Origin of the sequence: Neisseria sicca (assembly GCF_017753665.1) — a bacterium.
GTDB classification, from domain to species: Bacteria; Pseudomonadota; Gammaproteobacteria; order Burkholderiales; family Neisseriaceae; genus Neisseria; species Neisseria flava.
The window spans coordinates 2,393,214-2,419,343 of sequence record NZ_CP072524.1; the positions used below are offsets into that span (position 1 = coordinate 2,393,214).

At 51.1% G+C, this 26,130-nt stretch carries 26 protein-coding genes, 3 tRNA genes and 3 pseudogenes; 19 read left to right on the top strand and 13 right to left on the bottom strand.

Annotation, left to right across the window (positions count from 1 at the left end; translation table 11 throughout):
* Positions 1 to 175: 175 nt before the first annotated feature.
* The 3 genes from argG (at position 176) to J7445_RS11300 (ending at position 2,706) form a co-directional block, all read left to right on the top strand.
* Positions 176 to 1,519: an argininosuccinate synthase gene (argG, locus tag J7445_RS11290; protein WP_070655413.1), complete on the top strand. Its 1,344-nt coding sequence runs from the start codon at positions 176 to 178 to the stop codon at positions 1,517 to 1,519.
* A 95-nt stretch (positions 1,520 to 1,614) separates the two neighbouring features.
* On the top strand, positions 1,615 to 2,064 hold the full coding sequence (locus J7445_RS11295) for a DUF3290 family protein (RefSeq protein ID WP_209283064.1): 450 nt from the start codon (positions 1,615 to 1,617) through the stop codon (positions 2,062 to 2,064).
* 12 nt (positions 2,065 to 2,076) lie between these two features.
* Positions 2,077 to 2,706, top strand: a complete 630-nt coding sequence (locus J7445_RS11300) for a DUF421 domain-containing protein (RefSeq protein WP_070655417.1) — start codon at positions 2,077 to 2,079, stop codon at positions 2,704 to 2,706.
* 136 nt (positions 2,707 to 2,842) lie between these two features.
* Here the strand turns inward: J7445_RS11300 and J7445_RS11305 are convergent, their stop codons facing one another.
* Both J7445_RS11305 and J7445_RS11310 read right to left on the bottom strand, forming a co-directional pair.
* Positions 2,843 to 4,297, bottom strand: a complete 1,455-nt coding sequence (locus J7445_RS11305) for a surface lipoprotein assembly modifier (protein WP_070655419.1) — start codon at positions 4,295 to 4,297, stop codon at positions 2,843 to 2,845.
* A 112-nt stretch (positions 4,298 to 4,409) separates the two neighbouring features.
* The gene (locus J7445_RS11310; protein WP_070655421.1) at positions 4,410 to 5,150 is read right to left on the bottom strand and encodes a Slam-dependent surface lipoprotein; all 741 of its coding nucleotides are present in this window, start codon (positions 5,148 to 5,150) and stop codon (positions 4,410 to 4,412) included.
* A 316-nt stretch (positions 5,151 to 5,466) separates the two neighbouring features.
* Here J7445_RS11310 and J7445_RS11315 point away from each other — a divergent pair.
* Positions 5,467 to 5,586, top strand: a pseudogene (locus J7445_RS11315) (IS5/IS1182 family transposase); the annotation flags it as partial.
* Positions 5,587 to 5,704: 118 nt separating this feature from the next.
* Here J7445_RS11315 and J7445_RS11320 read toward each other — a convergent pair.
* A tRNA-Phe gene (locus tag J7445_RS11320) sits at positions 5,705 to 5,780 on the bottom strand.
* Between the two features lie 220 nt (positions 5,781 to 6,000).
* On the opposite strand from J7445_RS11320, the gene J7445_RS11325 reads away from it, so the two are divergent.
* Positions 6,001 to 6,273: an oxidative damage protection protein gene (locus J7445_RS11325; protein WP_029609564.1), complete on the top strand. Its 273-nt coding sequence runs from the start codon at positions 6,001 to 6,003 to the stop codon at positions 6,271 to 6,273.
* Positions 6,274 to 6,354: 81 nt separating this feature from the next.
* Here the strand turns inward: J7445_RS11325 and J7445_RS11330 are convergent, their stop codons facing one another.
* Together J7445_RS11330 and J7445_RS11335 are read right to left on the bottom strand one after the other, a co-directional pair.
* On the bottom strand, positions 6,355 to 6,960 hold the full coding sequence (locus J7445_RS11330) for a nitroreductase family protein (RefSeq protein ID WP_045072156.1): 606 nt from the start codon (positions 6,958 to 6,960) through the stop codon (positions 6,355 to 6,357).
* 83 nt (positions 6,961 to 7,043) lie between these two features.
* Positions 7,044 to 7,445 (bottom strand): DoxX family protein, encoded by a 402-nt coding sequence (locus J7445_RS11335; protein WP_070655423.1) that lies wholly within the window; start codon positions 7,443 to 7,445, stop codon positions 7,044 to 7,046.
* A gap of 122 nt (positions 7,446 to 7,567) precedes the next feature.
* Between J7445_RS11335 and J7445_RS11340 the strand changes: the two genes are divergently transcribed.
* Positions 7,568 to 8,464, top strand: coding sequence for a LysR family transcriptional regulator (locus J7445_RS11340; RefSeq protein ID WP_070655425.1), 897 nt, complete (start codon positions 7,568 to 7,570; stop codon positions 8,462 to 8,464).
* Positions 8,465 to 8,543: 79 nt separating this feature from the next.
* On the opposite strand, the gene J7445_RS11345 is transcribed toward J7445_RS11340, so the two are convergent.
* The gene (locus J7445_RS11345) at positions 8,544 to 8,975 is read right to left on the bottom strand and encodes a plastocyanin/azurin family copper-binding protein (protein ID WP_003743313.1); all 432 of its coding nucleotides are present in this window, start codon (positions 8,973 to 8,975) and stop codon (positions 8,544 to 8,546) included.
* 20 nt (positions 8,976 to 8,995) lie between these two features.
* Here J7445_RS11345 and J7445_RS12625 point away from each other — a divergent pair.
* Positions 8,996 to 9,058: pseudogene (locus J7445_RS12625) on the top strand (transposase); the annotation flags it as partial.
* Between the two features lie 303 nt (positions 9,059 to 9,361).
* On the opposite strand, the gene J7445_RS11350 reads toward J7445_RS12625, so the two are convergent.
* The 3 genes from J7445_RS11350 to J7445_RS11360 all read right to left on the bottom strand — a co-directional run bounded on the left by J7445_RS11350 (position 9,362) and on the right by J7445_RS11360 (position 12,757).
* On the bottom strand, positions 9,362 to 10,129 hold the full coding sequence (locus tag J7445_RS11350; protein ID WP_070655426.1) for an ABC transporter ATP-binding protein: 768 nt from the start codon (positions 10,127 to 10,129) through the stop codon (positions 9,362 to 9,364).
* Positions 10,130 to 10,139: 10 nt separating this feature from the next.
* Positions 10,140 to 11,186 carry a FecCD family ABC transporter permease gene (locus J7445_RS11355; protein ID WP_070655428.1) on the bottom strand — a complete coding sequence of 349 codons (1,047 nt, stop codon included), beginning with the start codon at positions 11,184 to 11,186 and terminating at the stop codon, positions 10,140 to 10,142.
* A gap of 455 nt (positions 11,187 to 11,641) precedes the next feature.
* Positions 11,642 to 12,757: an ABC transporter substrate-binding protein gene (locus J7445_RS11360; protein ID WP_070655430.1), complete on the bottom strand. Its 1,116-nt coding sequence runs from the start codon at positions 12,755 to 12,757 to the stop codon at positions 11,642 to 11,644.
* Between the two features lie 261 nt (positions 12,758 to 13,018).
* Between J7445_RS11360 and J7445_RS11365 the strand changes: the two genes are divergently transcribed.
* A complete protein-coding gene (locus J7445_RS11365; RefSeq protein WP_070655432.1) occupies positions 13,019 to 13,849 on the top strand; it encodes an ATP-grasp domain-containing protein in 831 nt (276 codons plus the stop codon).
* Positions 13,850 to 13,948: 99 nt separating this feature from the next.
* Here the strand turns inward: J7445_RS11365 and J7445_RS11370 are convergent, their stop codons facing one another.
* The gene (locus J7445_RS11370; RefSeq protein WP_049226661.1) at positions 13,949 to 14,599 is read right to left on the bottom strand and encodes an HAD-IA family hydrolase; all 651 of its coding nucleotides are present in this window, start codon (positions 14,597 to 14,599) and stop codon (positions 13,949 to 13,951) included.
* Positions 14,600 to 14,754: 155 nt separating this feature from the next.
* On the opposite strand from J7445_RS11370, the gene J7445_RS11375 reads away from it, so the two are divergent.
* From J7445_RS11375 to J7445_RS12380, 3 genes and pseudogenes are all read left to right on the top strand, one after another.
* Positions 14,755 to 15,759: a quinone-dependent dihydroorotate dehydrogenase gene (locus tag J7445_RS11375; protein ID WP_070613518.1), complete on the top strand. Its 1,005-nt coding sequence runs from the start codon at positions 14,755 to 14,757 to the stop codon at positions 15,757 to 15,759.
* Between the two features lie 75 nt (positions 15,760 to 15,834).
* A complete protein-coding gene (locus J7445_RS11380) occupies positions 15,835 to 16,365 on the top strand; it encodes an Imm42 family immunity protein (protein WP_070655434.1) in 531 nt (176 codons plus the stop codon).
* A gap of 115 nt (positions 16,366 to 16,480) precedes the next feature.
* Positions 16,481 to 16,677: pseudogene (locus J7445_RS12380) on the top strand (integrase core domain-containing protein); the annotation flags it as partial.
* A 156-nt stretch (positions 16,678 to 16,833) separates the two neighbouring features.
* Here J7445_RS12380 and J7445_RS11390 read toward each other — a convergent pair.
* From J7445_RS11390 to J7445_RS11400, 3 genes are all read right to left on the bottom strand, one after another.
* Positions 16,834 to 16,909, bottom strand: a tRNA-Ala gene (locus J7445_RS11390).
* 6 nt (positions 16,910 to 16,915) lie between these two features.
* Positions 16,916 to 16,992, bottom strand: a tRNA-Met gene (locus J7445_RS11395).
* 167 nt (positions 16,993 to 17,159) lie between these two features.
* Positions 17,160 to 18,317 (bottom strand): class I SAM-dependent methyltransferase, encoded by a 1,158-nt coding sequence (locus tag J7445_RS11400; protein WP_070655436.1) that lies wholly within the window; start codon positions 18,315 to 18,317, stop codon positions 17,160 to 17,162.
* 351 nt (positions 18,318 to 18,668) lie between these two features.
* Between J7445_RS11400 and mraZ the strand changes: the two genes are divergently transcribed.
* The 8 genes from mraZ (at position 18,669) to J7445_RS11440 (ending at position 26,100) form a co-directional block, all read left to right on the top strand.
* Positions 18,669 to 19,124 carry a division/cell wall cluster transcriptional repressor MraZ gene (mraZ, locus tag J7445_RS11405; RefSeq protein ID WP_019271187.1) on the top strand — a complete coding sequence of 152 codons (456 nt, stop codon included), beginning with the start codon at positions 18,669 to 18,671 and terminating at the stop codon, positions 19,122 to 19,124.
* Positions 19,121 to 20,074, top strand: coding sequence for a 16S rRNA (cytosine(1402)-N(4))-methyltransferase RsmH (gene rsmH / locus J7445_RS11410; RefSeq protein ID WP_070655438.1), 954 nt, complete (start codon positions 19,121 to 19,123; stop codon positions 20,072 to 20,074). Before mraZ ends, rsmH begins: the two co-directional genes overlap by 4 nt.
* Positions 20,075 to 20,129: 55 nt before the next feature.
* The gene (gene ftsL, locus J7445_RS11415; protein ID WP_003743297.1) at positions 20,130 to 20,393 is read left to right on the top strand and encodes a cell division protein FtsL; all 264 of its coding nucleotides are present in this window, start codon (positions 20,130 to 20,132) and stop codon (positions 20,391 to 20,393) included.
* Positions 20,394 to 20,483: 90 nt separating this feature from the next.
* Positions 20,484 to 22,232 carry a peptidoglycan D,D-transpeptidase PBP2 gene (gene penA, locus J7445_RS11420; RefSeq protein WP_029609824.1) on the top strand — a complete coding sequence of 583 codons (1,749 nt, stop codon included), beginning with the start codon at positions 20,484 to 20,486 and terminating at the stop codon, positions 22,230 to 22,232.
* 24 nt (positions 22,233 to 22,256) lie between these two features.
* Positions 22,257 to 23,735 carry a UDP-N-acetylmuramoyl-L-alanyl-D-glutamate--2,6-diaminopimelate ligase gene (locus J7445_RS11425; RefSeq protein WP_070655440.1) on the top strand — a complete coding sequence of 493 codons (1,479 nt, stop codon included), beginning with the start codon at positions 22,257 to 22,259 and terminating at the stop codon, positions 23,733 to 23,735.
* A gap of 186 nt (positions 23,736 to 23,921) precedes the next feature.
* Entirely contained in the window at positions 23,922 to 24,443 is a 522-nt protein-coding gene (locus J7445_RS11430) for a M23 family metallopeptidase (protein ID WP_070655442.1), read from the top strand.
* Between the two features lie 24 nt (positions 24,444 to 24,467).
* Entirely contained in the window at positions 24,468 to 25,328 is an 861-nt protein-coding gene (locus tag J7445_RS11435) for a hypothetical protein (protein WP_049230309.1), read from the top strand.
* 40 nt (positions 25,329 to 25,368) lie between these two features.
* A complete protein-coding gene (locus J7445_RS11440) occupies positions 25,369 to 26,100 on the top strand; it encodes a uracil-DNA glycosylase family protein (RefSeq protein ID WP_083310414.1) in 732 nt (243 codons plus the stop codon).
* The last annotated feature ends 30 nt before the right edge of the window (positions 26,101 to 26,130 follow it).

Sequence of the window (26,130 nt, forward strand, 5' to 3'; positions counted from 1 at the left end):
CTCTCCCCAACCCTCCCCCACAGGGGAGGGAGTCGGGTTGCGGATGGCGTAAAGGTTGTCTGAAAAGATTTTCAGCGAAACGGGCAAGGCTCATTTTCAGACGACCTTGACGGCTGACAATGTGTTCTATTTATAAGATAATGAACTCCATTTTTCAAGTCCAAAGGATTCCCTCATGAGCCAAAACAATACTATCCTGCAACACCTCCCCATCGGTCAAAAAGTCGGCATCGCCTTCTCCGGCGGTCTTGATACCTCTGCCGCGCTGTTGTGGATGAAACTCAAAGGCGCGCTGCCTTATGCCTACACTGCCAACCTCGGTCAGCCCGATGAAGACGACTACAACGCCATTCCCAAAAAAGCGATGGAATACGGTGCGGAAAACGCTCGCCTGATTGATTGCCGCGCGCAGTTGGCACATGAAGGCATCGCCGCCATCCAATGCGGCGCGTTCCACGTTTCCACCGGCGGCATCGCCTATTTCAACACCACGCCTTTAGGCCGCGCCGTTACCGGCACCATGCTCGTTTCCGCCATGAAGGAAGACGACGTCAACATTTGGGGCGATGGCAGCACCTACAAAGGCAACGACATCGAGCGTTTCTACCGTTACGGCCTCTTGACCAATCCCGCGCTGAAAATCTACAAACCTTGGCTCGACCAACAATTTATCGACGAACTCGGCGGCCGTCACGAAATGAGCGAATTTCTGATTGCCAACGGTTTCAACTACAAAATGTCGGTTGAAAAAGCTTACTCCACCGATTCCAATATGCTCGGCGCAACGCATGAAGCCAAAGATTTGGAATTCCTCAACAGCGGCATCAAAATCGTCAAACCCATCATGGGCGTTGCCTTCTGGGACGAAAACGTCGAAGTCAAACCCGAAGAAGTCAGCGTGCGCTTTGAAGAAGGCGTGCCCGTTGCATTGAACGGCAAAGAATACGCCGACCCCGTCGAACTCTTCCTCGAAGCCAACCGCATCGGCGGTCGCCACGGCTTGGGTATGAGCGACCAAATCGAAAACCGCATCATCGAAGCCAAATCGCGCGGCATCTACGAAGCCCCGGGCATGGCGTTGCTCCACATCGCCTACGAACGCTTGGTTACCGGCATCCACAACGAAGACACCATCGAACAATACCGCATCAACGGCTTACGCCTCGGCCGCCTGCTCTATCAAGGCCGCTGGTTCGACAGCCAAGCCCTGATGTTGCGCGAAACCGCCCAACGCTGGGTCGCCAAAGCCATTACCGGCGAAGTAACCCTCGAACTGCGTCGCGGCAACGACTACTCGATTCTGAACACCGAATCGCCCAACCTGACCTACCAACCCGAACGCCTGAGCATGGAAAAAGTCGAAGACGCCGCGTTCACCCCGCTCGACCGCATCGGCCAGCTCACCATGCGCAACCTCGACATCACTGACACCCGCGCCAAACTGGGTATTTACTCGCAAAGCGGTTTGTTGTCGCTGGGCGAAGGTTCGGTATTGCCGCAGTTGGGCAATAAGAAATAAAGCAGCCCAGCCATTTTGAATTGTTTCAAACGGGAAAGGTCGTCTGAAAAACCGTTTTCAGACGACCCCACCTTTTCCTCAAATCATTTGAAATCATGAAATTCTTCACACACTTTTATCTTGAAAACCATATGTATTTCAACGACTACTTGAAATACGTCCTCATTTTTGCCGCGCTCGTCGTCCTGTTGCTCGCCGTGTCGCAATACCTGCGCCACCGCATGGACACCAAATACCGCGACCTGAGCATCATTGCCCTGCTGCTGCTTATCCTCATCAGCGGCATCCAATATCTCTCGTACAGCGAACGCCAAAACTTCGCCGCGGATACATCGCGCATGGTCGGTTTTCTCAATACCCTGATTGAAAACCAAAAAGTGGAAAAGCGCGACATCAGCGTCAACAGCACGCACCTATACAACGGCATGATCGTCGGCATCAAAAACCAATACTACGAAGTCCATTTCAATCAAGACTTCTCCGCCTACACCCTGACCCCCATCAATCTGGTCAACAACAACATCGAACTTATCGACAAAGAATAACAGGACACACTCATGGAAGCATACTCCCTCCTTGCCCTCAAACTCCTTATGGGAATTTTAGGTTTGGTTTTGCAAATCAACCTTTTAGGTAAAGGCAACCTCGCCCCCACCTCCGCCATGGATCAAGTGCAAAACTATGTTCTCGGCGGCATCATCGGCGGCGTGATTTACAGCGACAGCGTCGGGCTTTTACAGTTTTTCCTCGTGCTGATTTTGTGGACGCTGTTGGTCTTGAGTCTGAAATTCATCAAAAACCACAACCACTGGGTCAAATCCATCATTGACGGGAAGTCCGTCTGGGTCATCGTTAACGGTGAAATCCAAACCGAAGAATGTATGAAAAACGGCATCAGCGCACACGACCTGATGTTTAAGCTCCGTGCCGCCGGTATCTACGAAATTGCCGCCGTCAAGCGCGCCGTCATGGAGCAAAACGGGCAGCTTACCGTTATCCAATACGGCGACGAAAGCTTGCGTTACCCCCTGATTACCGACGGGCAAATCGACCATGACATCTTAGAAATCATCAAACGCGACAACGAGTGGCTGAAACAGGAACTTGACCGCCTCCATCTTGATGCCTCGAAAGTCTATATCGGTGAATACATAGACGGGAAATTGGTGGCACATCCTTATCCTTGATGGTGAAAGTGAAGATTGTGTTTGGATAGGTTTTCGCAATAAACCTACCGTTAATCCAATGCTCGAATAGAGTCAAAAGAAAAAAGGTCGTCTGAAAACTGAATTTCAGACGACCTTTGTGTTTCTGCGTCCCGCGTTAGAACGATTTGACCAGCGACAGACCGACTTCGTTTTGTTTGTAGCTGTACAGCCAGTCGGTGTTGCCGTGGACGCGGCGGTGTTTGTAGCTGAGGACGGGCTTGAGTCCGCCGAATTTCCAGCGATCCGCGCCTATGCTGAGGCGGTAGGTTTGCTCTTTGTCGCGGCGGCGTTGTTCGAGTACGGCGTTTTCTTCGCGGTGGCTGCGGATGCCGAAGGTGGCGGAAGCGGAGGCGTCGAAGCCGGCTTCAAACATTTTTGCCGCGCCCAGCCGTGCGGAGATGAGGCGGTAGCTGTCCACCGGTTCTTTGGCTTTGCGCTGCTGCCAGTCTATGCCGCCGTAGAGCATGAGGTCGTTGCGCGGGAAGTAGGACAGGGTGTTGTAAACGGAGATGAGGTTGCCGTCGAGCAGGCGGGTTTTGTCGGAATAGGAGAGGTATTTCCACTCGGCTTCGGTGTTCCAAGTCCAGCTGCCTTTGTCGAGGTTCCACTCGCTGCGTACGCCGTAGGCGCGATTGAGGGTTTTGCCGCCGCTGCCGTTCCATTCGACGAGCGGGGCAAGGGCGAAGGTGTGGCGGTGGTTTTCAAACTGGTAGCCTGCGCTGAGGTTGAGTGTGTGTTCGTTGAAGTCTTTATGGTCGCGGTAGAAGCGGCCGTAGCCGAGCGCGCGGGCGGCGATGCCGTGGTGTCCTTTAATCTGCCAGCGGCGGACGGAGGCGGCTTCGTATTTGATGCCGTTGGCGGAAATGGGTTTGTCGCCGGAAAACTCTTCCCAGCATTCGCCGTCGATTTCGGTTTTACACCACACTTTACCGCTGGCTTCGTTGATGTTGCTGTTGTGGACGGCACCGACGGAAAGGCTGCCCTGCCAGCTTTGGCGTTGGTTTAAGGAATCGCGGAAATGTCCGATGTTTTCTTTGACGGCTTCGGGCAGGTCTTCGTTTTGAAGGCGCATAAATTCGGAAGTGGCTTCGCGGTTCAGACGACCTTCAAAGAGCAGGCGGGCGTAATCGAGCCGTCCGCGCGTGAAGTCGGGGTGGCGTTGCAGCAGGGTTTCGTAGTCTTGTTTGGCGGCTTTCCATCTGCCTTCGCCGCGGGCGAGCGAGGCGCGGGCAAAGAGGGCGATGTCGGGGTCGTATTCGGTTTGCTGTGTATAACGTTCAAGCAGCGGGCGCACGGTCTGCCAGTCGCTGTGGTTGACGGCGTTGAACAGGGCTTCGCCTTGGTCGGCTTCGGGGTCGGTTTCGGCTGTCTGCCCGATGTTTTCGGAGGGAATGTCGAGGCGGTATTCGCGCACTTTTTGTTCCTGTTCCTGCATGGTTTGGCGGGTGTTCTGCCACAGGCGTTGCGCGGTACGGTCGTCTGAAAAGTCAGAACGGGGCGCGGCAAGGACGGGCGCGGCAAGGACGGGGGCGGCGAGAAACAGGAGAAGGCAGGCAGACGGTTTGTACATGATGTCGGCTTTCCGGTCGGCGGTTTTCAGACGACCTTGAGAAGGTGGTTGGCGGGCTGGTGTTTAAAAAAGCCTGCATGAAGCAGGCTTTATTTTACTTAAACTACGGATTTTAGCGTTTTACACCGCCGTATGCCGTATCCAAGTTGCGGTTGGTTTTAAATTTGGCAACACCGGCCAGCGCGCTTGCGTTGTGACCGAAGAAGTGGCCTTCGGTTTTACCGAAGTGGCCGTTGGCGCGGGCATAGCCTTCAAACGATGCGCTAGATGGTTTGATGCGGGCATGGACATCCATGTTTACCGCGTTGTTTCTCATAGAACCCGCCAAGACGCGTTGACCGAAGTCTGCGCGCAAAGTACCCACCATCGGGTTGTTGCCGGTGTAGTTGTTGATACCTTTAACTGCGTAGTTGGCTACGCCTGATACCGGCATAGAAGTAGCGCGTTTGTCGCCTGAGTAGAAAACGCCGCGATTGGTGCCTTTGGCGTATTCTTTACCGACCCATTCGCCGTAATACACTTCCGAGCCGCCGCTCTTGATGGTATTGAACGCATAGCGGCCGAGGTTTTGACGGGTGCGTGCGTCGTTAACCTGTACGGTTTTCACGCCGTTGCGGTCTACATTGCCGGGCATATGGTTCACGTTGGTGTAGTGTACGCCTGAACGGTAGGCAGCGTGTTTCATCACTTTTTCGCCTTCGGCTTCAGATGCGGGTTTGCCCCATTTTTTGCCGTATTTGTGGTTTTGGTAACCATAATCAAACGGGTTGTAGTAATCGTTGGCGGCAAATACGCCTGCGCTGAACAAAACAGCCAAAACAGCAGCGGTGGTTTTTTGCAGATTCAGTTTCATGATACGCTCCTTAGGGGAAAAACGATGGTTGGGAAAATAATGTTCTGTCAGTGTGAGCAGATTATCGTTCGTTATGTGAGGAGACTTGTTTTTCTTTTATCTGAATCTCATTCTAGGCTGGGAGTGTTAGAGGAGAATTAGCGGATGTTTTGGAGAAGGTTGGAATGAGATAAGAATAGGATAAGAATGTTTGTTTTTAGTTAAGAAGTATAGTAAACACGGTTGGCGTTGGTGCACGCCGCAATTTAATCTGTCCTGATATTGAAATGTTTTGGTGATGGATTAATTGATTGGTGATGGATTAATTGAAATGATTTATAGTGGATTAAATTTAAATCAGGACAAGGCGACGAAGCCGCAGACAGTACAAATAGTACGGCAAGGCGAGGCAACGCCGTACTGGTTTAAAGTTAATCCACTATATAAAGAAGAGAAAAGGTCGTCTGAAAATTTCTTTCGGCGGAACCCGCAGAGCTTGTTTCAGACGACTTTTGAAATTGAGAAATAATATCTAGGAAATAGGCAAAAAAATAACCGCCAAAGGCGGTTCGTTTTGGTGGCCAGAGGCGGAATCGAACCGCCGACACACGGATTTTCAATCCGTTGCTCTACCAACTGAGCTATCTGGCCTTCGCTGTTTCGTTGCGAGATGTGCATTAAACCAAAAACGGCGTTTTAACGCAAGGTTTATTTCGATGCGCCGTATATTATTTTTATAAATATATGTTTTATATTGGATTAAAAAAGCAGCGTATTTAGCAGGTTTTCCCCGTTTTTCGCAGCCTTTCCTATAAATAGGCAATACGATAAAATACGCGCTGTCTGAAACACCATCATGAAGGAAGCTGCCATGACCCGTATGGTTCACTGCGTCAAACTCGGCAAAGAGGCCGAAGGTATGAAATTCCCGCCACTGCCCAACGAGCTGGGCAAGCGTATTTTTGAAAATGTGTCCCAAGAGGCTTGGAATGCGTGGACGCGTCATCAAACCATGCTGATTAACGAAAACCGCCTAAGCCTTGCCGACCCGCGCGCGCGCGAATATTTGGCGCAGCAGATGGAGCAGTATTTCTTCGGAGACGGGGCGGATGCTGTTCAGGGCTATGTCCCTCCGCAAGAATAAGCGCAAGCTGTTTTGAATGGCAAAGGTCGTCTGAAACCTAAATTGGTTTTCAGACGACCTTTTTTAATGTTGACGGGCAAATTATGCGCCGAACACTTTCAAACGGTTTTCCACCGGTTCGAAAGCTTTTTCACCGGCAGGCGCTTCGATGCCGCCGATGACCATTTGCGCGCGCAAGAGCCAGCTTTCGGGCAGGTTCCATTCTTTGGCGATGGCGGCGTCGGGTAGCGGGTTGTAGTGTTGCAGGTTCGCGCCCACGCCGGCGGCGGCAAGCGTTGTCCAGAGGGCGTATTGCATCATCGCGTTCGCATGGTCCGCCCAAACGGGGAAGTTGGCGGCGTAGGAAGGGAACTGCTCTTGCAGACCTTTGACGACGTTTTGATCTTCAAAAAACAAAATGGTCGCCGCGCCTGCTTTGAACAGATTTAATTTTTGCGCAGTCGGCTCGAACTGTTCGGCAGGCACGATGGCGCGCAAAGCGTCTTCAACGAATTGCCACACTTTGCCGTGTTCTTCGCCGAAAAGGACGACAACGCGGGTGGATTGCGAGTTGAAGGAAGAAGGCGTGTGTAAGACGGCATGTTTGACGATTTCGCTGATTTCTTCGTTGCTGACAGGCAGGTTTTTATTCAGCGCGTAAATGGAGCGGCGGGTTTCGGCCGCTTGTTGCAAGGTTTGATAAGTCATGTTGTTTTTCCTTTGATTGATGTTGAATCGGTTGGCGGGTTTGGAAATCTATTTTGCTTGTTTTCAGACGACCTTTGGGTCTATCAGGATTTGTTTTTGCCGAACAGGTTGTCCAATGCCAATGAGCCGCCGCCGGCTGCTGCGAGATAGAGGAACACGAAGCAGAACAAGACTGCCGATTCGCCGCCGTTAGCAAGCGGGAACAGCACCGAACCTTTGGCAGCGTGTGCCATAAAGTAGGCAGCCGCCATCTGACCGGACAGGACGAAGGCGGTAGGACGGGTAAACATTCCGAGAATCAGCATGATGCCGCCGACGATTTCCAAAATACCCGCCACCAGCATCAAGCCTTCGGGCGAGCCGCTACCCATGGCGGTCGGGAAGCCGAAGAATTTCGCCGTACCGTGTAAGAGGAAGAGGTAGGCGGTTACGATACGCAATACGGACAATAAAATAGGTTGGATACGGGCACAGGTTGCAGACATGGGATACTCCTAATCAAAATGTAAGAACGGAATGAAAACTAATCTTATTTGGGCAGTATAGATAATTACTGCCAGTAGATATATACTGCTTTTATTGATACAACGTTTCCCCAAAAGAAAACATGGATACCCTGTTCAGCCTCAAAGTTTTCCGCCAAGTCGTCCAAAGCGGCAGCTTCACCCGCGCCGCCGAGCAGCTTGATATTTCCACCGCAATGGCGAGCAAACACGTCAGCCATTTGGAAAATTCGATTAAAGCCAAACTGCTGCACCGCAACAGCCGCAACCTCCACCTGACCGAAGCGGGCGAAGAATACTACCGCCAATGCAGCTACGCGCTCGATACGCTCGACACCGCCGCGCAAAAGGCGGCAGGCGGGGCGGACACGCCGCAGGGTATGTTGCGCGTGACCATGCCGCTTTGGTTTGCGGGCAATTTAATCAGCAACTGGCTGGCGGAATACCGCGAACGCTATCCCGAAGTCATGCTCGATTTAGTACTCGACAACCGCCACGTCGATTTGATTGCCGAAGGCTTCGACCTCGCCTTGCGCGTCTCAAAAACCCTGTCTCCGTCGCTTATCGTCAAACCGCTTGCGCAAATCCAGTTCGTCCTGCTCGCCTCGCCTGACTATCTGGCGAAACACGGCACGCCGCAAACGCCCGAAGAAGCCATGCGCCATCCCGCCATCCTGCCGTCCTATACCGACCAGCGCAATTTGGAAATCACGCATCAGAAAACGGGCGAAAAAAGCATTCTGACGCTTAATCCGGTGATTCTAAGCGACAATACGCTGATGATCCGCGAATTGGTCAGGGCGGGCGCGGGCATCGCCTATCAGCCGCTGTGGTCTGCCAGACAGGATTTGAAGGAAGGCAGGTTGGTCAGCCTGCTGCCGGAATATCGGGTGCGGACCGAGCAATTAAACGCGGTTTATGTGGACAGGGCGTTTTTGAGCGCGAAGGTGCGCAGTTTTATCGATTTCCTGAACGAGAAGATTTCGGCGGAAGGGGAATGAGGATTGGGGATGAAGATTAGCAAAAGGTCGTCTGAAAACGGGAAAGCGGTTTCAGACGACCTTTTGTTTGTGCGGCGGTTTATTTGACCTGCTGCATGTATTTTTTCAGACGACCTTTGCTCTGCATGGCGCGGTTTTCCAGTTCGTCCACAACGGCTTGCGCTTTGGCTTTGTTCACCGGTTTGCCGACCTGAATCACGCCGCTCATGTTCATCATGCGGTGCGGCGGGCAGGTATAGACGTATACGCCTTCTTTGTCGAGTTTGAGGGTGAAGTCTTTGCCGTCTTCGGAGAGGAAGTCGGCAACGCCGTCGGGCAGGGCCTTGCTTTGCACCCAGTGGCCTTTGTTGGCGGCTTTGAAGGTTACGGTGTCGCCGACTTTGGCGTTGACGTAGCCGGGTTCGAACACCATGCTACCGTCTTTGCCGTTGTCGAGCATTTTGACTTCGTGGTTGGCGGCGTATGCGCCGAGGGAAGCGGTCAGCATGAGGAGGAAGAGGGATTTTTTCATGGGGGAGTCCTTTCTAAGGATATAGTGGATTAAATTTAAATCAGGACAAGGCGACGAAGCCGCAGACAGTACAAATAGTACGGAACCGATTCACTTGGTGCTTCAGCACCTTAGAGAATCGTTCTCTTTGAGCTAAGGCGAGGCAACGCCGTACTGGTTTAAAGTTAATCCACTATAAAAAATATGGGACGGGCTGATAAGTCTAAGAAGTAAGCCTTGGGCTTACTGCCCTCTCCCTAACCCTCTCCCGCGGGCGAGGGGATAAGTTGCAGGGAGAACGCAGGCCGGATGCTCAATTCCGACATTTCAGGAGCGGATTGTTGATTGTCAACCGTCGTCATCCTCGCGCGGGCGGGGAATCCATTGGAATGACGGCGGCGGTTAAGTTACGCACTCTGCCGCATCGGGCGGATAACGGGCAGGCCTTTGCTGTCGTATAAGAGTTCGATGTCCACTTTGTACAGCCTGCCTATCATGTCTGCCTGCAACACGTCCTGCGGCGCGCCCTGCGCCTGTACTTTGCCTTCGCCGAGCAGAATCACGCCGTCTGAAAACTGCGCGGCGAGGCTCAAATCGTGCAACACCATCAGCGTAACCAGATTGTGTTCGTGCGTGTATTGCACCACGCGCTCCAAGAGGTTCAATTGGTGGTGCATATCCAGCGCGCTGACCGGTTCGTCCAGCATCAGGATTTCGGGACGGCGCAGCATGACTTGGGCAAACATGACGAGCTGCCGCTGTCCGCCGGAAAGCCGCATGACGTCGCGGTGCGCCAGATGGCCGATGCCCAGCTCCGCCATGATACTTGCGGCTTCGTGCAGCAGTTCGTCGCCGACGTGCATGTGCAGCGCGTCCATGCGGCCGAGCAACACGACTTCCAGCGCGGTCAGCGAGGCTTCGGCGGCGGTATCCTGCGGCATATAGCCTATGCGTTTGCGCCAGCTTTGCAGGTGGATTTTGCTCAACACTTCGTCGCCGTAGCGGATGGTGCCTTTGTGCGCCACTTCGCCGAAAATCGTTTTCATCAGCGAGGATTTGCCCGTGCCGTTCGGGCCGAGCACGGAATAGACTTTGCCTTGTTCCAGCGTCAAATCGATACTGTCGGCGACCACATAATCGCCGCGCCGGATATGGACGTTTTCAAGTTTCAACATTTCAGACGACCTACCGTTTCGTTAACACAATCCAGAAGAAGAACGGCACGCCGACAAACGACGTAACAATCCCCACCGGAAACAGCGCGCCGGGGATAATCACCTTGGACAACACGCTCGCCACAGATAAAAACGCCGCTCCCGCCAGCATCGCGCCGGGCAGGAAAAAGCGTTGGTCTTCGCCCAAAAGAATCCGCGCCACATGAGGCGCGACCAGTCCGATAAAGCCGATGACGCCGACGAAACTGATTGCCGTTGCCGTCATCACCGCCACCAATACCAGCGTTTTCAGGCGCAAAAGTTGCAGATTGATGCCCAGCCCGACGGCGCGTTCTTCGCCCAGGCGCAGCGCAGTCAGCTTCCACACGTCGCGCGAAAGCAGAAACACGCATACCGCCGTAACCGCCGCCGTAACGATGACCGTTTCCCAAGTCGCCTTGGTCAGGCTGCCGAACAGCCAAAACAGAATCTGCTGCGAAATCTCAGGCGCGGCGATAAACTGAATCAGCGACAAAATCGACTGAAATAGGAACAAAAGCGCAATCCCCACCAACACTAGCATCGCCGAATTAAAGCGGCGCGCCGAGGCAAACAGAAACAAGATGCCCGAAGCCAGCATGGTCATCACAAACGCACCGATGGGGACGGCGACCGTTTCAGGCAGCCCGAAACCGCCGAACGCAATCACCGCCGACGCGCCCAAACCCGCCGCCGCCGCCAAGCCCAGCGTATAAGGGCTGGCCATCGGGTTGTTCAACAACGTCTGAATCTCCGCTCCGCCGACACCCAAAGCCGCGCCTACCACCAGCGCCATCACCGCAATCGGCAGGCGCAAATCCATCACAATCAGGCGGTTCATTTCATCGACTTCGGGTTTGCCCAGCAAAACATTGACCACTTCGCCGACAGGCAGCGTGTCCGTCATCGCCGGGCCGGTGGCGATGTCGAATAAGAAGCTGACCGCCGCGATGATTAAAAACATCAAAACAATCAACCAACGCTTGCCTTCTAGCCTGCGCTGGTTCCTCACAATCTCGGCAACAACCGAATCATTCATTTTTCAAACCTTTGAAATTAAGGAACAAGATCGGACATCCATGCCCGACCATCTCTTTTGTCTGTATCCGTTTTGAAGGGTGGTTTTTTGAAAATCGGAATAACGGCTTTCCAAAACGGCTTTGCCCTCTCCCTAGCCCTCTCCCACGGGGAGAGGGAACAAATTGCAGGGAATCGCAACAATAGTTGAATTTCAGTTATCCGATTCCCTCTCCCCGTGGGAGAGGGTTAGGGAGAGGGTAAAACAGTCAAACCCACCTGAAGCTCTCTGTTCGGCACGACAGGAATTCGTAGCGTGGGCTTCGCCCACGAAAACAGGGAAACCCCATACCATTCGCCATCATTTCTGAAAACATTACCCGCGGGCAAAGCCCACGCTACGGTTCTATACAAAACCCATGCTGCTTTCAGACGACCTTCCGCATAAAAAGGTCGTCTGAAACCCAGAAGCCCGCCTTATTGCCCTTTCGGATACAGGTAGAACGTACCGTTCGGTACAACCGGCAGGTTTTGGCGGTAGAAGTCGATATAAGTCTTTTCAGGATTGAAGTCTTTGAACAACTGCGGATAAATCGCTTTGGCCATAAATTGAATCGATGCGCCGTCGGAGAGTGTGCGCGAATTGGCGTGGTAGGCGGCGTAGAGGCGGTTGTTTTTAATCGCAGGCAGGTTCGCCCAGCCGGCGCGTTTGGCAAAACCGGCCAAGCGTTTTTCCGCTTCGGCTTTCGGAATGCCCCAGCCCATCACCATGGCGGTCGGGCTTTTCTTCAATTCGGTTTCGCGGCCGGTAATCACGATGACGTCGGGTTTGGCGGCGAGGACTTTTTCAGGATTGATCGGACCGTAGAACTCGACCGAAGAAGCGGCGATATTGTTGCCGCCGACCAGTGTCGCCATCGAACCCCACATGCTCTTACCGAAGGTTACGCTGTGTTCCGCAGGGCCTTTGTTGCCGAACTCGATATACACTTTGGGCTTGGGCAGGTTGGCTTTTTTCACGCGCGCCTGGATGGTGTCGGCGATGCGTTTGTAGTCTGCCGCCAGCTTGTCCGCTTTTTGCTGCTGGCCGGTCAGCGTGCCGATGAGTTTGGTTGATTGAATGTGTTTGGCGACCGTTTGCGCGTTGTAGTCCAACACCACAATCGGAATGCCCGCTTTGTTGATGCGGGCGAGGTCTGAACCCAAAGCCTTGTACTGCCAGTCTGCCAGAATCAGCAAATCGGGTTTCAATGCCAATACTTTTTCAACGGAGAACGTGCCGACTTCCACTTCGCCCACGTCGGCAAGCTGGTTCAACTTGGGCACGGCTTTGCTGAATGCCGCCCAGCTCGGCGGCGCCCAGTCGGCCCAAACCGCTTTGGAGAAGCCGACCACATTATTCAGCGCGTCCTTGCCGCCGATGGCCATATAGTCTTGATAATAAAAGCCCAAAACCACGCGTTTGGCGGGCAGGTCGACGGTTACTTTGCGGCCGTTGACATCGGTAATTTGAACCGGTTTGGCATGGACGGCGGCAGTGCCGAATGCCAATGTGGCGGCGAGGGCAAGGGAGGAGAAGCGCGAAAGTTTCATTAGAGTAAAATCCTTTTAATAAATAATGTTATATGTAATTTACATATGAATAAGAATCTTTATTATTTATATGCGAGACTAATAGATTTAAAATAAATGGAAAAGTTCCGTTATTCAGGGAAGTTTTTTTTATTGCAAGCGTGATGGTGTTTATTGTTTAGACAACGCCTGCCGTTTGCCCGATAAAAGGTCGTCTGAAACCTCAAGCAAAGACATAAACCTTTGTAAATCTTCAATCATTTTATTCTTCGAAAGTCCGCCATGCTGATAATTACCACCTGCCTTGCCTACCCCGAACCGCCATCCAACCTGCTGCCGTTGGCGGACACGCTGACACGGGACGGCATACCCACTGCCTTCGCGCCTTGGCAAAACCGCCCGAAATCCGCCTTTATCCTGCCTTTGTGCGCATGGGATTATGCGTTGGAGCCTGAAACGTTTGGGCAGTGGCTGACCGAAGCGGAAGCGGGCGGGCAAAGATTTATCAACCCCGTCGGGCTGATGCGTTGGAACATGGGCAAACGCTATTTGTGCGATTTGGCAGAATGGGGGGCGGACGTGATTCCGAGCGTGCAGACGTCGTCTGAAAAAGAAAAATTGGAAGACATTTTAGAGAATCGGGGTTGGCGGGAAGCGGTCGTCAAACCCGTTATCGGGCAGAGCGGGCGCGGCGTGGCAAAAATCAGGGCGGGCGAAGTGTCGTTGAAGGCGGAGGATTATCCACAAGGCGTCATCGTCCAACCTTATATCCGCGAAATCGAAACGGCGGGCGAAACCTCGCTGGTGTTTTTGGACGGGCGATTCAGCCACGCCGTGCTGCGTATGCCGCCCCAAGGCGAATGGCGCGCCAATTCCGCCTACGGAGTCGCCGTCAGCCCTGCCGCGCCGCCGGAAAAAGCAATCAAAACCGCACGGCAGATATTGGACATGCTGCCTGAAATACCGGCATACGCCCGCATAGACGGGACGCTGATTGACGAAAGATTACTGCTCAACGAATTGGAACTGATCGAACCCGCCCTTTACCTGCATACCGCTGAAAACGCGGTTGCCGATATGGTGCAGGCGGTAAAGCGCGTTATCGCGGGCTGACGATAAAGAGTCCATGCCAAAAAGGTCGTCTGAAAACAAAGGGAGCGCGTTTTCAGACGACCTTTTTTCAAAATCAGAAAACGAAATGACGGCCGCGCATTATAAACGCGCGATAAAGCCGGGCAGCTCGGACAAATCGTTCAAGATTGCCAAATGCGGCCGCGTTGCCAGTTGCGCGGCGGTATGTGCGCCGGTCGGTACGGCAACGGCAGGGGCTTTTGCATTTGCCGCCATATCCAAATCGTGGGTCGTATCGCCGACAATCAAAGTTTGCGAAGGCTCCAGCCCCAATTCGGAACATAAGGCAAAAACCATATCGGGCGCGGGTTTGGACGCATATTCGCTTGCGCAGGCGGTTGCCATCCAAAAATCCGCCGTCCCCGTCTGCATAATAGAACGGTCCAAGCCCGTACGCCCTTTGCCTGTCGCTACGGCAAGCCAAAAGCCTTGTTGTTTCAAAGTGTTCAAACAAGGGATGGCTTCGGGGAACAAGGTCATATTGTGATTGTTCGGATTCAGATAATGCGCGGCATAGGTTTCCGCCAATTCTTCGCGCAGGTGCTCGCCCGCATCAGGCGCAAGTCGGAAGATGATTTCGGGCAGGCTGTAACCGATTAAGGCACGGATGGCATCCGCATCGGGGGCTTTTAAACCGCAGTCGGCAAAACTTTGTTGAAACGTACGGATAATCGGGCGCGTCGTATCGGCGAGCGTTCCGTCCCAGTCGAAAATAATCAGTTCAGGCTTCATAAGGAATCCTTTCAGACGACGTTATCGATATGATTGTATAGCGGATTTTCAGACGGTTCAAAACGGCATTTCCTTTGAAGATTTGTTTGGCCGGCAGGAAAATACGGCAGTTTCGGGTAAAATACGGCGGTTTGCCAATCATCCGAAAGAAACCCATGTATTCCCTAGCCCGCAGCCTGCTGTTCAAACTCGATGCCGAAAAAGCCCACCATTTCACTCTCGACGCGCTCAACAAAGTTTATAAACTCGGTTTGCTTCCGATTTTCGACAACCGAATCAAGCCCGTCAAGCTCATGGGCATCAGCCTGCCTAATCCGGTCGGGCTGGCCGCCGGACTCGACAAAAACGGCGAATACATAGACGCATTGGGCGCGCTCGGCTTCGGCTTCCTCGAAATCGGCACGGTAACGCCCAAACCGCAGCCCGGCAATCCGCAGCCGCGCCTCTTCCGCGTTCCTGAACACCAAGGCATCATCAACCGCATGGGCTTCAACAACCACGGAATTGACGCCATGATTCAAAACATCGAAAAAAGCCGTTATCAGGGCGTGTTGGGCATCAACATCGGCAAAAACGCCGTAACCCCCATCGAAAACGCCGCCGACGACTATTTAATCTGCCTCGAAAAAGCCTACGCACACGCAAGTTACATTACCGTCAATATTTCCTCGCCCAACACCAAAAACCTCCGCGCACTGCAAGGCGGCGACGAATTGAGCGCGTTACTCGAAGCCCTCAAAAACAAACAGGCGCAGCTTGCCGCCGCACACGGAAAATACGTCCCGCTCGCCGTCAAAATCGCTCCCGATTTGGATGAGGCGCAAATCGAAGATATCGCCCACGTCGTCAAATCCGTCGAAATGGACGGCATCATCGCCACCAATACCACCATCGACAAATCAAGCCTCGGCAGCCATCCGCTCGCAGGCGAGCAGGGCGGTTTAAGCGGTCTGCCCGTACGTGAAAAAAGCAACCGAGTGCTGAAAACATTGGCGGAACACATAGACGGCAAGCTGCCGATTATCGGCGTAGGCGGCATCATGAACGGCAAGGATGCCGCCGAAAAAATCCGCCTCGGCGCAACCGCCGTCCAAGTGTACAGCGGCATGATTTATAAAGGTCCGGCATTAGTGAAGGATTGTCTGGCAGCGTTGAAGTAAGCGCGATTTCCAACATGTTAAGAAATTAAAAGATGTTAGCAAAAATTAGTTTAATATACATATATCTTGGAGGATATGATGATTTTTGGAGATCCATATAAATTTGCTATTCAATTTGATTTTGTAGAAGATTGGTTTCTGGAATGGGGAGAAGATTTGAAAAATGATGGGGTATTTCATTATATTATTCAAGGTTATATCTTGCCAACCGAATTGAAGTATCAATCAATCAGCATTCTAGATGCGGTAAATTCATTGAATGTAAAAATAGGCAGCCTGAATCAATTCAATGCTTCTACAATCTATAATCAAGATGCTCAATATATTTTGGAAAAATTAGAAAATATTTTGGAAAAGATCTTAAACGGAGATGAAACCTATGAGGAATATCAATTATATGACTCAACCTATTTAAATATAGAAGAAAATATTTTTGATAATCAAAATAGCTGGCTGGTATCAGCCGACCATTCGGAAAAAATCATATTTAGAGATTATAAAGGGGAGATTCAGGAGGTTATATTAGAAAAAGGATATTGTATAGATATAATGGAAAAAGTAATCACTTGGGCAAGATCTTATTTTCAAAATGAAAAATGGATTTAATTAGGGGCTGACGTAGATTAGCTGTAGAAACCAGTAGCGTTGTTTACAGTATTTCCAGGAGAGTATTGAAACATGAACATCCACAAAAACACCCGCCTTACCCCGCACTTAAAGCCGCAAGTCGTTTGACAGTCCAGAACATCGGCAAAAGGAGTTGTGCCGCTTTGTTAATTTCTATAACACCGTGAAGCCGCACCGCAGTTTGAACGGCGATACGCCGTTTGAGGTCTTGCAGGTTTATTTCTCTTAACCTGTGGTGTAAACAGCGCGACAATTTTCTACATTAAGGTTTTCAGACGACCTTTTGTGTGAACATAGATGACTAAAAGAATGGATGAGGGCGTGCAGATTGGCTTAACAACCGTTTTCAGTCGTTTCAATGAATATTGTATCGGCTGCTTATCAAGTTTTAAGGATAGGTAGATATATAAATAAAAAAGACCTTGTTTGAACAAGGTCTTTTTTATCTGGTGGAGGTAAGCGGGATCGAACCGCTGACCTCTTGCATGCCATGCAAGCGCTCTACCAACTGAGCTATACCCCCGAAATTTGGTGGCGAATCAGGGACTCGAACCCCGGACACAAGGATTATGATTCCTCTGCTCTAACCGACTGAGCTAATTCGCCGTTTCGTGAAGTCGCTATTATATGTTGTTTTGAGTTTTTGGCAAGTTTTATTTTGTGCTTTATGTTTTGTTTTTGTTTTTTAATGGAATAAAGCATAGATGAGGTCGTCTGAAATTGCGTTTCAGACGACCCTTGTGTTGTTAAAGGGGAGGTATTGTGAGGCGTGGTTAGAGTTTGTGGCAGATGTCGCCAAAGCGAAAACCTGTCCAGTCGATGTCGATGTTTTTGCCAAAAGCGATGACTTTGAAGAGTTCGCCCATTTCGTGTTGATCGGTCAGTTTTTGTACGGCGGTACTGACACGGAGGTAGTCTGCTGTGCCTAGCGAGGCGGTTTGTGCCAACAGGTCGGTAATGCCTAGGTTGAATAGGAAATGAGATTGGGGCAGGTAGCCGATGAGGTCTAGTCCGCCGTCGGTGCCTGCTTGGGCAATATCGGTAAAGTTGACGTGTGCGGTCAGATCAGTCAGGCCGATATGGAAAAACGGGTCGTGAACGGTGTGGTGGCGGTAGTGGGCGATGAGCGTGCCTTCGTCGCGTTGCGGGTAGTAATACTGGGCGGCGTCAAAACCGTAGTCGATAAATATCATGCCGCCGCGTGTGATTTTTTGCGCGAGGGTGAGAATAAAGGCGTATTGGGCGGGGTGTAACTCGCTGGTGTAGGGGTGTTTGGTTTCGGGAAAATAGGTGGCGGCTAAACACAGGAGGTCGGGTTGTTTCAAAGGTTGCGGACTTTGTTCGAGCTGTCCGTCGGAGTTGATGGAGACGCCGATATGTTGAAAGGTATTTTGGGTGCGGCGGATGATTTCAATGGGCATAGCATCTAGGACTTCATTGCCGATGATGATGCCGTCGAAGGATTCGGGCAGTTCGGTCAGGTGGATGACTTTTTGTGCCAGTTGCGGGGTGGTCTGTTCGGCGATGAATTGGCGTTGGCGTTCGGCAAGCTCGGGGGAGAGTTCGATGATGTAGTAATGCTTGAGGTCGTCTGAAAGGCTTTTCAATAATGTGGCGGCGAGATGTCCCGTACCTGCACCGAATTCGTAGATGTTGCCGGCGGTTTTGGGGAGTAGTTCGGCAAGTTGTCGGGCGAGGGTTTGTCCGAATAATGGGGTGAGGGTGGGGGCGGTGATGAAATCGCCGTCTGTGCCGATTTTGTGGCTGCCTCCGGTGTAGTAGCCGTATTCGGGTGTGTAGAGTGCAAGCTCCATAAATCGTGAGAAAGGAATCCAGTTATTTTGGGCTTTTATTTCCTGTGTGATGATTTCGAATAGTTTGGAACTTGAGGCTTGCGCGGCAGGGGCGGGGAGGGGGAGGTGTGCCTTCATAATTGTTAGATAATGTAAAATTTATGAATTTATTTGTCTATTATAACGTGAACGGAAAAGGGGCGTTTTTTCATTTTTTTATACCATATATTGTGTCTAAATAATATTTTCAATACTACATATTGTGTTTTTAAAAACCAAATAGGGTAAAATTGGCAGTTCAGGCTGTGTGCCTGTTTGGTTAAAATACTGTTTTTTAATGATTTTGTTGTTGCATATGTACTGGGATTTTAGAGTAAGGCGATTTGACCGAGGCGTTAAAATTTTTTATAGTGTGGGCTAGTGGGGCGATGTGGGTAAAAGTGTCTGCATTGCCCAAAAAATTTCGATTTAAACCGATAGGACGAAATTGTGTTTGGTGGCGCTCACGAATTGAGTATTGACAGCAAAGGGCGGTTGGCAATTCCTGCCAAGTTCCGCGATATTTTGCTGCGCCATTATACGCCGTCGATTGTGGTTACTTTGGATTCCCGTGAAAAATTGTTGATGTACCCAGAAGCTGAATGGGCAAAGGTTGCCGAGCAGCTTTTGCACCTGAAAACGGCAGGAAATCCGATGTTGCAGCGTTATCAAAATCTGCTGCTGCATAATGCGGATACGCTGGAATGGGACAGCGCCGGCCGCGTACTGATTCCTGCCAATCTGCGCAAACGGGTGGATTTTGAAAAAGACGTTACCTTGGTCGGTCGCGCCAACCGTTTGGAATTGTGGGGCCGTGATCAATGGGAAGCTGAAATGACTCAGGCTTTGGATGATGATCCTGAAGAGTTGGCATTCCAATTAAGTCAGACGGATTTGCAATTGTGAGTAATGCTGAATATCAACATATCACCGTTTTGTTAAATGAGGCGGTTGATGCTCTGGCGGTTCGTGAAGACGGTATTTATGTAGATGGGACGTTCGGCAGGGGAGGGCACTCCCGATTGATTTTGTCCCGTCTGGGCAGTCAAGGTCGTCTGATTGTGTTTGATAAAGACCCGCAAGCGATTGAAGCTGCGCAAAAGCTGGCCGAGCAGGATGGGCGAGTTACGGTAGTCCATGACGGATTTTTAAGTTTTCAGACGACCTTGGATAAGCTGGGTATTGAAGAGATAGATGGTGCGTTGTTTGATTTGGGGATTTCGTCCCCGCAGATAGATGACGGCGCACGAGGTTTCAGTTTCCGTTTTGATGCACCTTTGGATATGCGCATGGATCCGACGCGGGGAATGTCCGCTGCAGAATGGATTGCAACAGCATCGGAACAGGATTTGCACGAGGTTATCAAGAATTATGGTGAAGAGCGGTTTAGTCGCCAGATTGCGCGCGCCATTGTTGCGCAACGGACAGAAAGTCCGATCGATACAACCCGCAAGCTGGCGCAGCTCGTGGCACAAAACGTCCGTACTCGTGAGCGGGGGCAAGACCCTGCGACGCGCACCTTCCAGGCAGTTCGCATCTTTATTAACCGCGAGCTCGAAGAGGTAGAGGCGGTTCTGCCGCAAGTGATGGGTCGTCTGAAGCAAGGCGGACGTTTGGCGGTTATTGCGTTCCATTCGCTTGAAGACCGCATCGTGAAACAGTTTGTCAAGAAGTATTCGCAACATCCTCCCTTGCCGCGTTGGGCGGCAGTAAAAGAAGCGGATTTGCCTCTGCCGCCGTTAAAGTCGGTGGGAAAGGCGATAAAGCCGGGTGTTGAGGAAACCGCCTTCAACCCGCGGGCGCGCAGCGCAGTTTTACGAGTCGCGGAGCGGACGGGCGGTGAGATTACAGAATAAGCATTATGTGGGGCAGGTGTCCTCGGAACAAACAGATTGAGGTCGTCTGAAAATAATGAATAAATTAAATATCCTTTTGTTGGTCTTGGTGTCGGTATCTGCTTTTGCGGTGGTCACCGTGCAAGACCAATCGCGTTTGCACTTCATCGCTTTGGATAAAGCGCAAAAGCAGGAAATTAAGCTTGATCAGGACTATGCACGCTTGAAATTGGATCAGGCGCGGCTGGCGAACCACAAGCTGATTAAGGTGGCTGCTGAGAAGCAGCGCCTCAAACCGCCTAGTGCGGGCAATACTGTGATGGTGGAAAGAAAAAAATAATATTAATAATGATAAAGCCGGCAAATAGAGAAGATATTCGTCGGTATGCGGAACACGGGTTCGGCAAACATAATATATGAGAACTTTAAAATGTTGATTAAGAACGAATATAAGCCTCGGATGCTGCCTAAGGTCGAAAAAATCAAAAAACCCGTTACCAGCGACGGGCGTATCCGTATTGTTTTGGGGTGTATGGCACTTGCTTTTACTGCATTGCTCGGGCGCGGTATTTATCTGCAAACCACGCAGCATGAGTTTTTGAAAAATCAGGGTGATCAGCGTTTTGTCCGTACCCTGACTCTACCTGCGTCGCGCGGCATGATTACGGACCGTAACGGCGCGACTTTGGCGTTGAGTGCACCGACTGAATCCTTGTATGCCATGCCTTCCGGTATGGAAGAAATGCCGACTGCTGAACAGATGGCTAAGTTGGCGGCTATTGTTGATCTGCCTGTTGAGGCGTTGCAGGAAAAATTGGCGAAAAAAGATAAAGATTTTATTTATCTGAAGCGCCAACTCAGCCAAGAAAAAGCGGAAGAAATTAAAGCTTTGGGCATTAAAGGCTTGGCATTCCAAAAAGAACTGAAACGCCATTATCCGATGGGTAACCTGTTCGCACACGTTATCGGTTTTACCAATATCGACGGCAAAGGTCAGGAAGGCTTGGAATTGTCGCGAGAAGACAGTCTGCATGGTGCGGACGGCGCGAAAGTGGTTTTGCGCGACAATAAAGGCAATATCGTCGATAGTTTGGATTCTCCGCGGAACAGCGATCCGAAAAACGGGCAGGACATGGTTTTGTCTTTGGATCAACGTATTCAAACGCTTGCCTATGATGAGCTGAATAAAGCAGTGGCTTATCACAAAGCCAAAGCAGGTACGGTTGTGGTATTGGATGCACAAACCGGCGAAATCTTGGCTTTGGTCAACAGCCCTGCCTATGATCCCAACCAACCGGGCAGCGCCGATAGCGAACAACGCCGCAATCGCGCCGTTACCGATATGATTGAGCCGGGTTCCGCGATGAAGCCGTTTACAATTGCTAAAGCACTGGATTCCGGCAAAGTCGGTGTGGCTGATCGTTTTAACACCATGCCTTATAAAATTGGTCCCGCTACCGTACGCGATACCCATGTGTATCCTACTTTGGATGTGCGCGGCATTATGCAAAAATCTTCCAACGTCGGCACCAGTAAACTGTCTGCAAAATTCACGCCTAAAGAAATGTATGATTTTTATCATGATTTGGGTGTGGGCGTGCGGATGCACTCCGGTTTCCCAGGTGAGACGGCCGGTCTTTTGAGAAGCTGGCGCAGATGGCAGCCGATTGAACAGGCAACCATGTCTTTCGGTTACGGCTTGCAATTGAGCCTGCTTCAATTGGCGCGTGCTTATACCATGTTGACACATGACGGCGAATTGTTGCCGGTCAGCTTTGAGAAACAGGCGGTTGCGCCCAAAGGCAAACGCGTGATTAAAGCTTCGACCGCGCGTGAAGTTCGTGATTTGATGGTGTCTGTAACCGAGCCCGGCGGTACGGGTACGGCGGGTGCGGTAGATGGTTTCGACGTCGGCGCGAAAACCGGTACAGCGCGTAAGTTGGTCAACGGACGTTACGTTGATAACAAACACGTCGCAACTTTCATCGGTTTTGCTCCTGCCAAAAATCCCCGTGTGATTGTGGCGGTAACCATCGACGAACCGACTGCAAACGGTTACTACGGCGGCGTAGTGGCGGGTCCGGTCTTCAAACAAGTCATGGGCGGCAGCCTGAATATCTTGGGCGTTTCCCCCACCAAGCCTCTGACCAATGTTGCAGCCGTTAAAACACCGTCTTAATCCGAGTATCAACGAGATTATTTTATGTTCAGCAAGTTAACCCCTTTAGCTGAAACCAACATTCCGCCTCTGCTGTGTGCAAACGCAGCAGGGCGTTTGTTGCATTCAGACAGCCGTCAAATTAAACAAGGTGATATTTTTGTTGCCTGTCAGGGCGAATATACGGACGGCCGCAGTTATATCCCCGCCGCCATTGCCAACGGCGCGGCTTTTGTTTTTTGGGACGACGACGGCAAATTTGCGTGGAATCCCGAATGGAAAGTCCCCAATCAAGGCATCAAAGATTTGAAACACCGTGCCGGCATGTTGGCAGCGCAAGTTTACGGCAACGTTTCAGACGACCTCAAAGTCTGGGGTGTAACCGGTACCAACGGCAAAACTTCCATCACACAATGGCTGGCGCAAGCCGCCGATTTGTTGGGCGAAAAAACCGCCATTATCGGCACGGTCGGCAACGGCTTTTGGGGCGCATTGGAAGAAACCACGCACACCACCCCCGCCCCCGTCGATGTCCAAACCCTGCTCTACCGTTTCCGTCAACAAGGCGCGACAGCCGCCGCGATGGAAGTCTCCAGCCACGGTCTTGACCAGTCGCGCGTCAACGGCGTGCCATTCCGCAGCGCAATCTTCACCAACCTCACCCGAGACCACCTCGACTACCACGGCACGATGGAAGCCTACGGTGCCATCAAGTCGCGCCTGTTTTACTGGCACGGCTTGAAACACGCCATTATCAACGTGGATGACGAATACGGCGCAGAATTCATAGGTCGTCTGAAAAAAGACTGTTCCGATTTGGCTGTTTACGGCTACGGCTTCAGCGAACACGCCGACATCCGCATTGTTCATTTCACCGCTTCTTCAGACGGCATGGAAGCCGTATTCCAAACCCCGTGGGGTGAAGGCCGCTGCCGCACGCGCCTGCTCGGACGGTTCAACGCGCAAAATCTCGCCGCCTGCATCGCCTTGCTTTGTGCCAACGGCTATCCGCTTGATAAAGTATTGGATGTGTTGGCAAAAATCCGTCCCGCCTCAGGCCGTATGGATTGCATCATGAACAGCGGCAAACCCTTGGTCGTCGTCGATTACGCCCACACACCCGACGCATTGGAAAAAGCACTCTCCACCTTGCAGGAAATCAAACCGCAGGGTGCGGTTTTGTGGTGCGTATTTGGCTGCGGCGGCAACCGCGACCGCGGCAAACGCCCGCTAATCGGAGCAGCAGCCGTACAGGGTGCAGACAAAGTCGTCGTCACCAGCGATAACCCGCGTTTGGAAAATCCGCAAGACATCATCAACGACATCCTGCCCGCCGTTCCCGCGCCCGAATGCGTCGAAGCCGACCGCGCCGCCGCTATCCGTTACGCAGTCGAACGTGCCGCCGCAAACGACATCATCCTGATTGCCGGCAAAGGACACGAAAATTATCAGGACATGCAGGGAGTGAAACATCATTTTTCTGATTTTGAAGTGGCAGAGAAAGCATTGGCAGAGCGGAGATAACAACGGGTACCAAAGTTTTCAGACGGCCTGAAGGTCATCAAGGTCGTCTGAAAACGTTTATACCCACGATAAAAACAACAGACACACGCATTACGGCACGTCAGCTATTAAACCTATCGCAGTTGTTTCAGACGGCCTCTAATTATCATTTCAAGAGGCCGTCTGAAAAACAAGGAGACCGATTTGATGCTGAAAATGCCGACAAAAACCCTTTTAATTAGTGCAGCCATGATTTTATTTGCAGGCTGTACCATCAAACAACTGCCGCGCCCGAACGCCGAAATTGCCGAGCTGAGGGCGAAAGAACCGCCGACGGCGCAAAGCCTGCCCAATCCCGTTAAAGGCAAGCGTTTTGACGACACTTGGGGCGCAGCGCGCAGTCAGGGGCGCAGACATGAAGGCGTGGATATTTTCGCCAAGAAAAACACGCCGATACGCAGTACGACGCCCGGTATCGTCACCAAAATCGGGCGCAACCGATTGGGTGGCAAAGTCATCGGCATACAAGGACCGGGCGCATGGCACTATTATGCCCACCTCAACAAATTCGCCCGCGTCCGTCTGTACGACCGCGTGAAAGAAGGGCAAGTCATCGGCTATGTCGGTAAAACCGGTAACGCCAAAACCACACCGGCGCACCTGCATTATGGCGTGTATTTACCAAACGGAGCGATCAATCCCTATCCGTTGATTAATCAGGACAAATAGGTCGTCTGAAAAAAGAGTGAAGAGATGAACGCAAAAAAATTGGTCAAGGCAACGAACATCATCGGTATGGTAGCAGTGACACTGCTGGTGTACTGGGTGTTCGCGTTGATATTGATTCAAGTCTTCGGACTCAAGGTGTTCCGTGAACACATTACAGAAATTTTCCTGATGAGTATTTTGGGGATTTTGGCTGTGATGGGCGGCACGTTGATGCTGAACATCATGTTGAATCTGACCCGTATTGCCGAGCGCGGGCAGGAAGAAGAAGTCCGTGGCGGTAGGAAAACCGTATATCTGCTGTTGGCGGTATTTCCTATTTTGGCGGTGTTGCTGTTCGGCGGCAATTACCTGACTATTCAACAAAAACGCGATATCTTAATCCAATCGTCGGAGCGCATCGTCAAAGACAATTCTGCTCAACTCGATGCGTTGGCCGATTACCGTTTTGACTTGGCGTATATCAGAAAAACGTCGGAAATCTTGGATTTGATGGCTAAAGATGATTCTTCGTTCAACGCTGCCATGATTATCGTGCCGGATAAGATCGGCAACAAACCGGTTTATCTGGCTTTTTCAGCCGACTCCACCCGTCTTACCCTGAGTGACGAAGTCGTGCCTGCCGCCAATCAGAATGCAGAAGGTGGCGATAATTTCGTCGTGAATCGAAATGGTGAGAAAGTGGCGGTCAAGAAAACGGACTATGTCTATTCCCCGGATTTGAAGGGGCGCGAATACCTGCAAAAAGTATTTGCCGGACAAACCCAGGAAATGCGCTATGAAGCGGAAGACGGTCATTACAGCCTCTGCCACCCTTACCGTAAAAACGGTAAAACCATCGTATTGTGTTTCTCCGATTATCAGGAGTACGGAAAAATCGGTAGCTGAGTGTGGGAAAATCGGTTTCAATAGTACAGGAATACGTCAAGTGAATGATTTACAAGAAGTATTGCTGAATAAGTATGTAGAGATTTTAAACAAACCGGAACATCAGAACTTATTGCGTGCAATTAGCAATAAAGACAATAAATTATCCAATATCCATTTGGGCTTTGTCCCTGAGCATTATGAAAGCGCAGAACATAAAATTCTGATTGTCGGTCGAGAAACACGAAGTTGGTACGATAGCAAGAAATTTGATGAATATCATGCCGAAAATGTAAGGCAACTGATGTCGTTAAGCAAAGATTTTATTTGGCGGAATTTGACTGGGGATTTAAAAAGAAACACAAAAGGAGCAACATTTTTCAATTTCGTCCGCAAGGTTGCCAAGCGAAGTGGGAATGAGGGCATCTTGTGGGCTAATATTTTTGCGGTGGACTATAAAACTAAACATCCTAAACATTCGGATTGGTTCGAAGATATAAAAACACTTTCCTGTAAATTGTTACGTGCCCAAATTGAAATTTTAAAGCCACAGATTATTCTTTTCGTGAGCGGAGACGGCGGCGTAGCGGCGCGGAGGGAGTGCTTTCCTGATTTGTCCGGCTCGGATCAAGGCATAAACGGCTTGAATAAGGGAAAACTGGAAAAATTTTCTTTTGAAGGTAATAAGGAAATAATATGTTACCGAGCACCTCATCCCAGTACCAGAAATCGAGAAGGAAGGCGTGCTTTAAAGGTGCTCGTCGAAGAGTTGCTGCCTTCTGCCAAAGTGTAAAATGCCTTTGCAACAAAATGCCTGTTTGAA